Consider the following 12330-nt stretch of genomic DNA (forward strand, 5'->3'; position numbering starts at 1 on the left):
TTATGCGAAACTCGCCCTCTATTTTTTTTATCTAGTGCTGTAGGGCGATGTTTTGTGATATTCTTAGTCTAAAAATTATAATTCCTCCGCATGACCTCAAACCCAAGTCGCCAACTCATTAATGATATTGAAGCTCTCTTGGCGACAAGCGCAAGGCTATTTGCGTCAGAAGGTTCTATGCGTGAGGTGGCTATCCTAGCAAATGCAGAGTATAGTATCACCCAATGCTATCATGATGAAGATGGTCAAGAATTCTGCGAAAACACTTACCACCTCTATCTTCAAGTTCCTGATTCCCTTTACTCGCAAATTTCTGACGAGATTGAGGTATGTGAAGAGCTAATTCTGAAGAAGGCAAGAATACTTCTCAAACCATACCGAGAGGATAAATTAGCTTATTTGAGTATTAGTCCCATTCTGAGCGCAGGTGAGGAGTGGCGCGAAAAAGCAAAGAATTGGGTCACAGGTAAAGGTGTCAATAATCAAGGTCGTGTTAGGTCTGATAATATAGCTTCGAGAACAGTAGACGGGCTGCTCTTTCGTTCTCAGAACGAAGAGCTTTTTTACAAAGCTCTTAAATCACTTGGGGTATCCTTTGCTCCATTACCCGTTTTCATTAGAGGTGGTAAAACATACAGCAGAATTGAACCAGATTTTGTCATTGTTAAAAACGGTGTTGTACTGGTTGTAGAAGTAGATGGTGATACTGTACACAACGAAACACCAGCAGAAGCACATGATAGGACAACTATGCTTGCCCATGAGGGAGTCCATATTGAGCGAATCCGAGCCTCAGAGTGCCAAAACCAAGAGCAGGCAATTGCCTGTGCAAAGAGAATTGTGCAGGTTATTGATAAGATTAAATCTTCAAGGTAGATGACGTTGAGTCCGAAAGGTTATCTGCATCCGGTGAGCTTGGCCGTTAAAGCGATCGCCGATTTCAAGATAAACTGAGGGCTGCTTATTCGTATCAGCTTTTCTATGCTCATTCCAAATGCAAAGAATGCAGTTGTTGATATTCGTAAACTTCGTGACTACTGCCTCAATCCAGAACACGACGATGGCAAACACAAAGCGCGGCTTTTTTCGTCAATTCTTGGCATGACACCTGACAATGCTGAGGAATTGCGCCAAATTTTGCTTGAAGTCATTCAAACTCACGAAGCTCAGTTAGGGAGGCGGGATGGGTTCGGGCAACGCTATACCCTAGATTTCACGATAGAATGGCAAAATAGAAGTGCGACTCTTCGGAGTGGCTGGATTATTGAGCACCACTTGGAAATTCCGAGATTAACAACCTGCTATCCTCTGTAGTGCCTGAAGGTAATAAAAGTGGTAAAGAATACAGTTAAATTGCTAGATGTCGTTGCCTTAACCGTTGACATTCCTGAATACAATCTGTGGCGCGGACAAGTTGGGACAGTGGTTGAACTGTTGGCTGATGGTGCAGCGTTTGAGGTGGAATTTAGCGATCGCAACGGACGCACTTATGAATCTGTCGGGCTGCATCCAGAGCAAATCATGGTGTTGTATTTTGAGCCAGCATCACCTGATATTAAACCCGAAATGGTTACAGCATAAGCGGCACAATAACTTGCGGACTTTATAAAAAATGGAAATTTGTAACCGCCGATGCACGCAGATACAGGCAGATGGATAGAGATATAATTTCTATTATCAGTAATTCTAAAAATTTATGACTCAAGCTTTACCCAAACTCGTAAACTTCGAGGAATTTGTGGAGTGGCTGCCTGAAAATTCGGCGGTACGCTACGAACTGCACAATCGAAATATTATTGAAATAATACAACCAGTAGGGGAACATCAAGAAGTTACAGGCTTTCTTACGATCGCAATTGCTGTTCAAATTAATCATCTCGGATTGCCATACGGTATCCCCAACCAAGCGATAGTTAGGCCTCCTGAAAAAGATTCTGGTTATTTCCCTGATGTGTTGGTGCTGAATCGTGCAAATCTGGTGAACGAAACTTTGTGGCAAAAACAATCTATCCTCAGCTTGGGTGCATCGATACCTTTGATAATTGAGGTTGTGTCAACCAATTGGCGCGATGATTACTATTTGAAATATGCTGATTATGAGGAGATGGGTATTCCTGAATATTGGATTGTGGATTATGCTGCGTTGGGTGGACGCAATTTTATTGGCAATCCCAAACAACCGACGATTTCTGTGGGTAACTTGGTTGATGGTGAATATCAAATCCTCAAGTTTCGAGAGAACGATCGGATTGTGTCGCAAACTTTTCCCGATTTAAACCTCACAGCAAACCAGATTTTTCAAGCTGGTTTAGTATAAGCTGAATTAAAATTTAGGCTTTCGGGCGGACAGGATGCCCACCCCACAAGAGCTTATATTGCTTAAATTCAATCATTCCGCAAGGCTGCGATCGGATCTAAGCGAGCGGCATTCCGAGCAGGCAATACTCCAGCTAACAACCCGACGGTAAAAGATAGCCCAAAACCTGCTGTAATCGACCAGACAGAAACCACAAACGGAAATTTGAACGCTGTCGAGGCCCCAAAGGCGATCGCAATTCCCAACCCAATTCCCGCCGTTCCCCCCACCGTGGAAACTAAAATAGATTCCGCCATAAATTGAATTAGAATTGCTGCATTAGTAGCACCTACCGCTTTGCGAATCCCGATTTCCTTAGTACGTTCCACAACAGACACCAACATAATATTAGCAATACCGATGCCGCCAACCACCAAAGAAATTCCGGCGATCGCTCCCACCATAACCGTAAATAAACCTATCACATTGCTGAAAGTATTAACTATCTCAGCTTGATTTACAACTCGAAAATCATCCGGTTGTGGCGGATAAATATTGTGGCGCAAGCGCATGATATTTTCTACTTGAAATTGAGCATCCGCTAAATCTGCTTCGCCCGCAGTTTCCAACCAAAAACCAGAGATCGCAATCCCCGCTAAAGAATTTCTCCCCACAATCCGCGAAGACATATTTTTGAGGGGAATATACACTCGATCGTCCTGATCGGTTCCCCCTACAGACCCCTTGCTTTCCATCACTCCAATGACCTTGTAGCGGTTTCCCTGAATGCGAATATCGGAGGATAGCGCATTAGCTCCGGCTCCAAAAAGTTCGTCCCGCACCTTAGAACCGAGGACAACTACTGGCTCAGCAGCATTCAATTCATCCTCGTTAAAAAACCGTCCTTGTTGAGGTTGAATGTTCTTCACATCTGGATAGTTTAAATCCGTTCCCAAAATAGCAGTAAATGAATTTTGTCCCCCGTAAACTACTTGCACTTGGCGCTGCAAATAAGCAGAAATTGCCTTGACAGCAGGAGCTTGTTTGCCGATCGCCTTAGCGTCATCCCAAGTAAGGGTAGTAGCAGAACCGCTTCCCTGACTGACACCGCCGGATCGCGCAGCCCCGGATAACACCAACAGCACATTTGTACCCAAAGCCTTTAACTGTTCTTCAGTTGATTTTTGTACTCCCTGTCCCACCGAAGTAATGGCAATTACCGAAGATATCCCAATAATTACGCCCAGCATAGTTAAACTGGTACGCAATTTGTTATTCCACAGCGCCTCTGTCGCCATGAAAGCGATTTGAACGTTAGAGATTTTGTTGGTACGGGGGCGAGTCTGTAATTTCATTGGTAATAGGTAATAGCTAATAGGTAATTGCTAAGGGGTAATTGGGAGTTTTAAGGAAGAAAGAACAAGCAACACGGAACAAAGAAGAAGGAAGAGTAAAAAAACAGTTATCCGTGTATCCGTAACTTCCATGTTGTGCTGTTGGGAATCGGTAATTGGTAATTGATAAGTGATAATTAGTAATTGGCAAGTGGTAATCGGTAATTGTCAACCACTAACTAATGACTAATGACTAATGACTAATGACTACTAACGCAAGCGCGTTCCGCCACCCGGTTGCAAACCCGGAATGCCGCCCGGCGATGGATTTTGGGATCTAGGCCGCGATCCGGGGGGGAAAGTAAGCAGCACTTTTTCATTTCCTTTCAAACCCGATCGCACTTCCGTCTTGTCATCCACCGTCATACCAGTCTTAATCGGCATAAAAGCAGGTTTGCCATCTTCTCCACCGGGTACAAAAACCCCCGTTTCCCTTTGTTGGCGGACAATTGCTGCAGTCGGGACTACCAAAACATTTTTAAGTTCACCGGCCTTAAATTCCACATTCACATTCATGCCCGATCGCAACACTTGTCGATCGTCATTAATAATTGCCGCTTTTACCTCAAAACTTGTCACATTTTGCAGGACGATCGACTGAGGCGAAATTTGACTGATTTTACCTGCAAAAGTCTTTCCCGCAAAAGCATCGGCTTGAATAGACGCAGCCTGGCCGATTTTAATCTGAGAAATATTAGTTTCTGCTACGTTTGCTACTAATTGATTTTTTGAAGCTAAGGACAAAATCGAAGAAGAAGTCGCCGAAGAAACCGCACTACCTGCCGTCGTGGGAGTCACAAAAGCGCCCGGATCGGCGTACTTGCGGGTGACTGTGCCGGTGAAAGGAGCCCGCAGCACTGTATCGCCGATCAGCGCTTGAACGCTTTGCAGGCTGCCTCTAGCGGAGAGAACTTGGGCGCGGGCTTGGGCGATGTCTTCGGGGCGGGAACCTGCTTCTAGCAGCGCCAAAGCTTGCTGTTTTTGCTCGACGGCGGCCTGCCCCGCAGCGATTTCTTCGGGGCGTGCGCCCGATCGCGCCAGGGCCAAAGCTTGCCGTTTTTGCTCCACAGCAGCCCGCCCCGCAGCAATTTCTTCGGGACGTGCGCCCGATCGCGCCAGGGTCAAAGCTTGCCGTTTTTGCTCGACTGCAGCCCGCGCAGAAGCGATTTCTTCGGGGCGAGTACCCGCTTGCAGCAAAGCTACAGCTTGTTCGGCTTGCCTGACTTGCGTTTGAGATCGATCGCGCGCGGTGCGGGAGTTGTTCACAACTTGCAAAGCAATGGCTCCGGCATTATAGAGTTCCTGATTTCTCTGAAAGTCTTCCTCTGCTTGGTTTTTGGCGTATTCGGCATCTCTGAGTTTGGCAATTGCTTGGGCGATGTCTTCAGGCCTATTGCCCTTGAGCAATTTTTGTAAATTTGCCTGTTGTTCAGCTAATTGTGCCTCAGCTACGGCAATATCCTGGCTTCGATTGCCGTTGAGCAATTTTTGTAAATTTGCCTGTTGTTCAGCTAGTTGTGCCTCAGCTACAGCAATATCCTGGCTTCGATTGCCGTTGAGCAATTTTTCCAAACTTGCCTGTTGTTCTGCTAACACTGCCCTCGCCACAGCAATGTCCTGGGTTCGAGTGCCGTTGACCAATTTTTCCAGGTTTGCTTCGGCGGCTGCGAGTTGTCCGCGAGTTTGGGTAAGTTGCCCTTGGAGGTTGGAGTCGTCCATGTAGGCGAGAATCTGCCCTTTTTCAACCCTATCTCCTTCCTTGACAAGCAAACTTTTGAGCATTCCTGAAGTTTTGGGGCTGACGTTAACGGAACGTTCGGGCACAATTGTGCCGTTTGCCGAAATTGTAATCGGCAGGTTCACCCTTTCGACAGCAACGGTTTTTTCCTTGCGCCTGGTTTCGCGACTCGATTTGACTGTTAGTTGGCTGTAAGCTGTGTAGCCTACTCCTGCAAGCAGGGAAGCGGCAAGCAGCGCGCTAACCCACGGACTCAGCTCTTTTTTAATCTGAAAGTGCTTTACTAAGTACATATAAATTAGACTAATCGGGCGTCTGTTCAATTTAGACGGAGCGGGAACAGAAAACGTTCAATTATGATATTTTTAGTTAGAGGCGATCGTTTCTCTCTCAAATCAACCCTTATGCCACAAGTCTTCTATGGGGGTGTGGCGGGAAGCCGATCTTTATAAGCACTTTCTTTCTGGTTGATTCAGAAGCGTTTAGGACTGCACCACAATCGTGGGATGTATGATTTCGATCGAGATCAAGGTATTTACTGCGCAAATACGAGTCTAGTTGGTAGAGACTATACTGGAAAATAATAGGAGGTTACAGCAATGGATCAGCATCATCGATACTTGCGAATCGCCCTTGTTGTTGTCGGAATTGCCTTTCTGCTTGTCTATCCACTGATGAAGATTTGGTCATCTGGCTGGTCATGGCAACCCAGCCAATACGAATACGAACAGATGATCGTCGGCATTTATGCCACACTTGGTGTCTTTTTGCTGTGGGCTTCTCGAAAACCAGAAACGCATCTCAGCTTAATCTGGTTCACTGTCTGGTCGAGTGTTGTCCACGGGCTGATCATGGCGGTACACGCAGTGATTGATTCTGCAGAACGCGGACACCTCCTCGGCGATGTTCCAGCATTGATTTTGGTGGCAATTGTCCTTGGTTTCCTAGCGTCACGCGAAGTGGTGCCAAGTGCATGAATCGGCGCGATCGAACGGCTCAAATCCAGCAGACAGACGAAAGCCCTGGGTGCTGAGTTAAAACGTCTACTGCCGCTGATTTGAGCCGTTCGATCGCTCATTGTGCATTTATCTCGATTAGTACGAATCGCTGCTAAGTCAGCAAGATGTATCTCACCCCACTCGTAAAACGTTGCGATCGGCTCAAGGAAAATTTCACCTAATGATGTTAGTGAATATTCAACCATCGGTGGGATATTGACATATTCTGCTGGAGCTTATATCAGGTTCGGGCGATCGCGTATAATCTGATCGAACCGATCGAACTTTTGAAAAGTTCGATCGCCAATTTCCTACTCAACAAACAGCCGCTACACTTAACTCTGTAATCGCCGCCTCCGGGCCCACCAAAGAAATATACGGTTCTACAAAATATTTCTTAGCAGCATCCCGCGCTTGTGAAGCTGTCACCTGTGCAATTTCTTCTTGAAATTGTTGGTCAAATGTAATTCCCAATCCCAAAATTTCGTACCAACCTAAAACTTGGGCAATTTGCGAATTAGTTTGTTTTCCTAAAGCATATTGACCGAGCATTTTATTCTTGCAAGCTTGCAATTCCTCCTCGCTTAGTTCGGTGTTGGCGAGTCGATCGACTTCTGCGCGCAATCCTTCAAAAGCAGTCGCTGTATTTTCCGGCGCCGTACCCATGTACGCGACAAACTGAGCCGTGTCCAAGCGCGTCGCGTAGAGCGCGGAAACGTCGTAAGCTAAGCCCCGCTTTTCCCGCAATTCCACAAACAATCGGCTCGACAAACCGTTACCCAAATAAGTATTCAGCAACTTAATCGCTGCGTAGTCGGGATTTTTGACAGAGGGTGCGAGGTAGCCCAGCATAATCACTGATTGCTGCGTATCTTGCGCCGTAACGACCGATTCAGGGGAAGGTGACAGAGGGGGTACGGTTAAAGTTGGCAGGGGTGTTAAAGGCGCTTTCCAGTCGCCAAAAGTTCGATCGATCAGGGCGATCGCATCTTCGGTCGATATTCTGCCGGCTACAGAAATAACTACATTATCGGGACGGAAATAGGTTTTGTGGAACTGTTCGAGCTCGTTTCTGGTGAGCTTTGACATAGTAGCTTCCGTCCCCAAGGGAGAGAAAGCATAGGGGTGTTCCTGGTACATCGCGTGCCGCAATTGCTCGAAGGCGATCGCAAATGGCTGTTCTTGCTGCGATCGAATTGCTGATATGGCAATGCGGCGTTCGAGTTCGACTTCAGCTTCCGGGAAAGTGGGCGATCGGGTCAATTGCCCCGCCAACTCCAAAATCTCCTCAAAATCCGCAGAAACCGTCTTCAAACTCACTAAAAAATAGTCAGTAGTAGAGTCGGCACTCAACCTCGCTCCCACCGAAGCTACACGCTCGGCAATTTCCAGCGAAGACAGCCGATCGGTTCCCTTAGTCATTACCGCCGACAGCAAGTGACACAATCCTGCTTGTTCCGACTGCACGTAGCGACTGCCGGCCCGCAGGAATATCCTAGCTGCAATAATATCTGCTGCTGGATTTTCTGCTGCTAAGACAACAATACCGTTGTCTAAAACCGTGCGCTGAATTTCATTTTTCATGGTTAATTTAGTTGGGAACTTGTACTGAGCGTAGCTGAAGTATTGGTAATTGAAAATGGGTAATTGGTAATTGGTAATTGGTAATTTGTAATTACTTGATAGCCATTTTTCTATTTTCCATGTGCATCTTGTATGATGTCATACCGGGCCGGGTCTGACGCACAACATCTAAATGTAACAACATCTATCCTGTAGGGTGCGCCACAAGCACAAAAAACCCCGGACAAATGCCGAACATCTATCCGGTACAAAAAATATTTATATTCACAAGCTTAACGATTAGATTGGTTTGAGCACCACGGCTGTATAGCGCCGGGGAGAGAGATATTGTTGAGCTAGGCGTTGGAGGTCTAATGGCCCAAATGCTTTAATCCTGGTGGGATAGCTGAGCGCTAATTCGGCAGTGGCGATCGTATTGTAATATCCGTAAAGACCGGCCAGCTGTCCCGGCGTTTCGATGGAGAAAGCAAAATCGTTGCACAGCAAACGCTTACAGCGAAGTAGTTCTACCTCGGAAACCGGCTCAGACTGCAATTCCCAAAGTCGATCGCAAATCCGAGATTCCACTTGTTCGACATCCTTCGCGTCCAAGACTGCACTGATAGTAAATAAACTCGATTCCCGTTGCAGCGAGAAAGTGCTGTCGATCGCCTCTACCAATTGTAATTCTTCCCGCAATTCCCTGACTAAACGCGAAGTCCGCCCGTTTGCAAGCAACACCGAAAGCAAATCCAAGCCGCAAGCACTTTGCAAGTGTTCAACTCCCGGGCCCGTCCAAGCCATCATCAGCCGCGCTTGTTCCAATCGGGGGAGGCCGAGTTCCTGACGGCGAATTTCTATCAGTGGCGGTTCCGCCTCTGCGGTTAATTTGGGACAATCCCACCGATCGGAAAACTGCTCGAATGCTTTCCCCGTCACATCTCTAGCCTGTTGTTCATCAATTCCCCCGACTATCACCACAGTCATATTTTCCGGCTGATAGTGCGATCGGTGGAAACAGCGCATTTCGTGGGGAGTTCGCGACATCAGCAACTCTTCGGTCCCCAATACCGATCGCCTGTAGGGATGTCGCTGGTAAACTGTTTCCATCATGGCTTGGAAACCCAGCCAATCGGGATTGTCTTGAGCTTGGCGGATTTCTTCTAGCACCACATCTCGCTCGCGATCGAATTCCCCATCGGGAATCGAAGCGCGCAGCAGCAATTCTGCCAGGGGCTGCGCTGTTTCTGCTAAATAATCGGCTGCTGCGTTGACGAAAAAATGGGCGTAGTCGTGACTTGTAGCTGCGTTGGCGACACCGCCGCGATTTTCTATTACTTGGTCAAATTCTCCAGGGGGGATCGAATCCGTCCCTTTAAATATCATGTGTTCTAGAAAATGAGCCATTCCCGACCAAGAATCCGGCTCCAGCGTAGCGCCAGCCCTCACCCACACGTCTAGCGCGACCACCGGTGTGGCCGAAATCCGCTGGTGAATGACCGTTAACCCGTTGTTGAGCTTCCAGACATTGGCTGGGAACTCTAAAGCAGTGAGCAGTTGAGACAAGCTAGTTATTCTTAAACTTTAGTTAACTTCGGCTGCAACTATGGTAGCGCTTTACAGCTCTGCGATCGGGATTAATTTATACAGAAATTATCACTCAGTCGATTTTAGATTTTAGATTTTAGATTTTAGATTTACTGCACAGATGAATCTGGGGGCTTGAACAAGAGTCTAAAATTTTGAGCCGATCGCGACAGGAGTACGTGGCACGGTATCCGTTTTTGGGCGGAGTCATCTGCCATTAATCCTTACTCATCAGTTATTTTTTGTTTTTTGCTTTTTTTCAAGCAGTCTCAAATACTTACCATTTTTTTGCTCAAAAGTCAATAGCTTCTGCGGGATATTAATGAATCAGTCGCGAGAAAGAGGGTGTTATCAGAATATTTCAATAAATTAAAAGATGTAAGAACACTAAAGACCTTGAGAGGAGAAACGACAGATGGTAGCTACCTTAGAAGATACCAAGCGCCAAGCGATCGCAACTAAATTAGCAGAGATGAAAGCGCTGCAAAACCTTTTGATCGCCAACGAGCAATTGTTCATCAATTCCTGCAACGACTCCGAACTAGCCCAGCGCTTCCGGGATATGCTCGAGGACGATCGCAAAAACTTGGGTGTATTAGAAACCACGATCGTACAATACGGCATTCAAGCCGAACCCAAAGAAACCAGCACAAAAATGATTGAAGAAGTTCAGAAACTCATGCAAGGTTCTGAACTAACATTGTTTGAAAAAGTAGGTCAGCACGAACTGCTCAAACACAAACAAACAATGGCCGGCTTGTTAATTCACAAAGCCGCTCAAATAGTCGGCGCCGACATCGAAGCTGCCATTACTCCCCTCAACACAGTTAACTTTGAGAACCGCGCTCACCAAGAACAACTCAAAGGAGTTCTCGAAATTTTAGGAGTGCGCGAACTGACCGGCAAAGACCCCGACCAAGGCGTTTGGGCGCGCGTGCAAGATGCTATGGCAGCCATGACCGGCATCATCGGCGGTGCAGTTACCCGCAGCAAAGATGAGATGAACATCACCGAAATCATCTCAATGGATCACCGCAAAGTCGATACCCTATTTATGGAAATCGCAAGCACCGACGATCCTCAAAAACTGCAAGAATTCTTCGGTCAAATTTACAAGGATCTCAGCGTTCACGCCGAAGCAGAAGAACAAATTGTTTATCCCGCAGTGCGCAGCTACTACGGCGATACTCAAGAACTGTACGACGAGCAAGCAGAAATGAAGCAGATGCTCGCCCAAATTAAGTCTCTCAACCCCACTTCTTCTGATTTCAAAGCCCAAATCAAACAGCTCCAAACAGCGGTTCAAGATCACGTTAGACAAGAAGAAAACGATATGTTCCCTCAAATTCGCCGCAACCTGAGCGAAGCACAAATGGAACAAATGGCTACTCAATTCAAAGCAGCCAAAAGCACGATCCAGCAAGAAATGGCTAACCTGAGCTAATTCAGCAGTCCGCTAATTTTAACTCTAGCAAAACTAGAGAATAGCTAAACTGCAACCTATCAATCCCGCTACCAATCTGGTGGCGGGATTATTGTTTTTGGCGTTGCTGAATAGAGGTATGATAACTGCGGTCAAGGGATGTTTTGGCTACCCGATTTGCCTCGTTTGAGCGCGATTGAAATGATACGATGGATTAGGGAACCGGAACATCCCAAAACTTAAGATAATGAATTACTAACCTTATTGAATGTTTGAGCATTTCTCCCTCCTGGAGAATAGCACAGTGTCTTGCGATGAAGTCTCGCTTGCGTAATGTCGTAGCCGCGTATTTTCGCCCTCTACTCTGGTCATGTAAGTTTTACAGATGATTTGGTCTCCATCTGGAATAAACATGGGATAAACTGGCCATCCATCTGTGACATAAAAATAACATTTCCAGTTACTAACTAATTCCCACAATGGTCGAAAAGTTGCTGAACTATGGTCGCCCAGCACCCATCCCAAAATCCCTGGCTGAAAGTGATTTACCGCTATCCAAACCCAAATTTTGTTTTTTTTGACCCAACAAATGTTTCTAGTTCATCAAGTTCTCCAACTTCGGGAATTGTCTCTGGTTCGTAAGCATCAGGGAGCAATTCTCCTACAAGCTATACCCAATTTATGATGCTGGTGTGATGTACTCATGCAAATCCTCTCAATTGCTCGAAAACCCAGACCATTGACCGACATTTTGAGACATTCACGTTTCACCTCTTCAGAATAACCTTTATGAAGTTGATAGCCCTCTATAAATTGTCTGCCACAACTGACACAAATACAGCGAATTCCATGTATATGTGGTACACTCTATTGAGTACATCAGCAGAAAAAATGAAAGCTTATTCGATCGAGTTTCGTAAAAAAATAGTGAAAGCCTATGAACAAGGTGATACATCAGTCAGGAAAGTAGCCCAACGTTTTGAGGTGAGTAAAGCGTTTGTTCAAAAAATTTAAAAACAAAAACAAACGACTGGTCACGTTCAACCCAAAAAACTTTCTTGGAAGCCTGAAAAGTGTGTTAAACTCGCACCGGACTGAATTAACCCAGATGGTATAAAAATATCCGGATAGCACGCTGTCAGAACGCAAGTGAATATTGGCTGATGAACTACAAGGAAGCTGTCAGTCTTAGCGTGATGTGTCGTGAATTACAAAAAGAAAATTTAACGCGAAAAAAAAAACCGTACGCAGTAGTCAGTCTGCCACTGAAAGAGTACAAATTCTCAGGTGTGAATATTGGGAAAAAGTGAAAAATATTGACCCTGACAACC

At 46.1% G+C, this 12330-nt stretch carries 11 protein-coding genes and 1 pseudogene; 7 read left to right on the forward strand and 5 right to left on the reverse strand.

Annotation, left to right across the window (positions count from 1 at the left end; translation table 11 throughout):
• Positions 1-90: 90 nt before the first annotated feature.
• The 4 genes from E5S67_RS20475 to E5S67_RS20490 all read left to right on the forward strand — a co-directional run bounded on the left by E5S67_RS20475 (position 91) and on the right by E5S67_RS20490 (position 2317).
• On the forward strand, positions 91-876 hold the full coding sequence (locus E5S67_RS20475) for a hypothetical protein (RefSeq protein ID WP_172190239.1): 786 nt from the start codon (positions 91-93) through the stop codon (positions 874-876).
• Positions 877-981: 105 nt separating this feature from the next.
• Positions 982-1314: a DUF6883 domain-containing protein gene (locus E5S67_RS20480; protein ID WP_172190240.1), complete on the forward strand. Its 333-nt coding sequence runs from the start codon at positions 982-984 to the stop codon at positions 1312-1314.
• A gap of 18 nt (positions 1315-1332) precedes the next feature.
• On the forward strand, positions 1333-1581 hold the full coding sequence (locus tag E5S67_RS20485; protein ID WP_172190241.1) for a DUF4926 domain-containing protein: 249 nt from the start codon (positions 1333-1335) through the stop codon (positions 1579-1581).
• Positions 1582-1696: 115 nt separating this feature from the next.
• Entirely contained in the window at positions 1697-2317 is a 621-nt protein-coding gene (locus E5S67_RS20490) for a Uma2 family endonuclease (RefSeq protein ID WP_172190242.1), read from the forward strand.
• Between the two features lie 68 nt (positions 2318-2385).
• Here the strand turns inward: E5S67_RS20490 and E5S67_RS20495 are convergent, their stop codons facing one another.
• Together E5S67_RS20495 and E5S67_RS20500 are read right to left on the reverse strand one after the other, a co-directional pair.
• Positions 2386-3651, reverse strand: coding sequence for an ABC transporter permease (locus tag E5S67_RS20495; protein ID WP_172190243.1), 1266 nt, complete (start codon positions 3649-3651; stop codon positions 2386-2388).
• Positions 3652-3900: 249 nt separating this feature from the next.
• Positions 3901-5721, reverse strand: a complete 1821-nt coding sequence (locus E5S67_RS20500; RefSeq protein WP_172190244.1) for an efflux RND transporter periplasmic adaptor subunit — start codon at positions 5719-5721, stop codon at positions 3901-3903.
• A 306-nt stretch (positions 5722-6027) separates the two neighbouring features.
• On the opposite strand from E5S67_RS20500, the gene E5S67_RS20505 reads away from it, so the two are divergent.
• Complete coding sequence (locus E5S67_RS20505) at positions 6028-6405, forward strand: DUF6632 domain-containing protein (RefSeq protein ID WP_172190245.1); 378 nt, start codon at positions 6028-6030, stop codon at positions 6403-6405.
• 336 nt (positions 6406-6741) lie between these two features.
• Here the strand turns inward: E5S67_RS20505 and E5S67_RS20510 are convergent, their stop codons facing one another.
• Both E5S67_RS20510 and E5S67_RS20515 read right to left on the reverse strand, forming a co-directional pair.
• Positions 6742-8010 (reverse strand): M16 family metallopeptidase, encoded by a 1269-nt coding sequence (locus E5S67_RS20510; RefSeq protein ID WP_172190246.1) that lies wholly within the window; start codon positions 8008-8010, stop codon positions 6742-6744.
• Positions 8011-8289: 279 nt separating this feature from the next.
• A complete protein-coding gene (locus E5S67_RS20515; RefSeq protein WP_172190247.1) occupies positions 8290-9555 on the reverse strand; it encodes a M16 family metallopeptidase in 1266 nt (421 codons plus the stop codon).
• Between the two features lie 436 nt (positions 9556-9991).
• Between E5S67_RS20515 and E5S67_RS20520 the strand changes: the two genes are divergently transcribed.
• Positions 9992-11020, forward strand: coding sequence for a hemerythrin domain-containing protein (locus tag E5S67_RS20520; RefSeq protein WP_172190248.1), 1029 nt, complete (start codon positions 9992-9994; stop codon positions 11018-11020).
• A gap of 193 nt (positions 11021-11213) precedes the next feature.
• Here E5S67_RS20520 and E5S67_RS20525 read toward each other — a convergent pair.
• Positions 11214-11836: pseudogene (locus tag E5S67_RS20525) on the reverse strand (IS1 family transposase); the annotation flags it as partial.
• An 18-nt stretch (positions 11837-11854) separates the two neighbouring features.
• On the opposite strand from E5S67_RS20525, the gene E5S67_RS20530 reads away from it, so the two are divergent.
• Positions 11855-12013, forward strand: coding sequence for a hypothetical protein (locus tag E5S67_RS20530; protein WP_172190249.1), 159 nt, complete (start codon positions 11855-11857; stop codon positions 12011-12013).
• The last annotated feature ends 317 nt before the right edge of the window (positions 12014-12330 follow it).

Source organism: Microcoleus asticus IPMA8, assembly GCF_013179805.1.
Taxonomy (GTDB): domain Bacteria; phylum Cyanobacteriota; class Cyanobacteriia; order Cyanobacteriales; family Microcoleaceae; genus Microcoleus; species Microcoleus asticus.

Bases quoted from the DNA above. Each gene is read 5' to 3' on its own strand.
- E5S67_RS20475 (WP_172190239.1), top strand. From the start codon at position 91: ATGACCTCAAACCCAAGTCGCCAACTCATTAATGATATTGAAGCTCTC.
- E5S67_RS20480 (WP_172190240.1), top strand. From the start codon at position 982: ATGCTCATTCCAAATGCAAAGAATGCAGTTGTTGATATTCGTAAACTT.
- E5S67_RS20490 (WP_172190242.1), top strand. From the start codon at position 1,697: ATGACTCAAGCTTTACCCAAACTCGTAAACTTCGAGGAATTTGTGGAG.
- E5S67_RS20495 (WP_172190243.1), bottom strand. From the start codon at position 3,651: ATGAAATTACAGACTCGCCCCCGTACCAACAAAATCTCTAACGTTCAA.
- E5S67_RS20500 (WP_172190244.1), bottom strand. From the start codon at position 5,721: ATGTACTTAGTAAAGCACTTTCAGATTAAAAAAGAGCTGAGTCCGTGG.
- E5S67_RS20505 (WP_172190245.1), top strand. From the start codon at position 6,028: ATGGATCAGCATCATCGATACTTGCGAATCGCCCTTGTTGTTGTCGGA.
- E5S67_RS20510 (WP_172190246.1), bottom strand. From the start codon at position 8,010: ATGAAAAATGAAATTCAGCGCACGGTTTTAGACAACGGTATTGTTGTC.
- E5S67_RS20520 (WP_172190248.1), top strand. From the start codon at position 9,992: ATGGTAGCTACCTTAGAAGATACCAAGCGCCAAGCGATCGCAACTAAA.
- E5S67_RS20530 (WP_172190249.1), top strand. From the start codon at position 11,855: ATGTGGTACACTCTATTGAGTACATCAGCAGAAAAAATGAAAGCTTAT.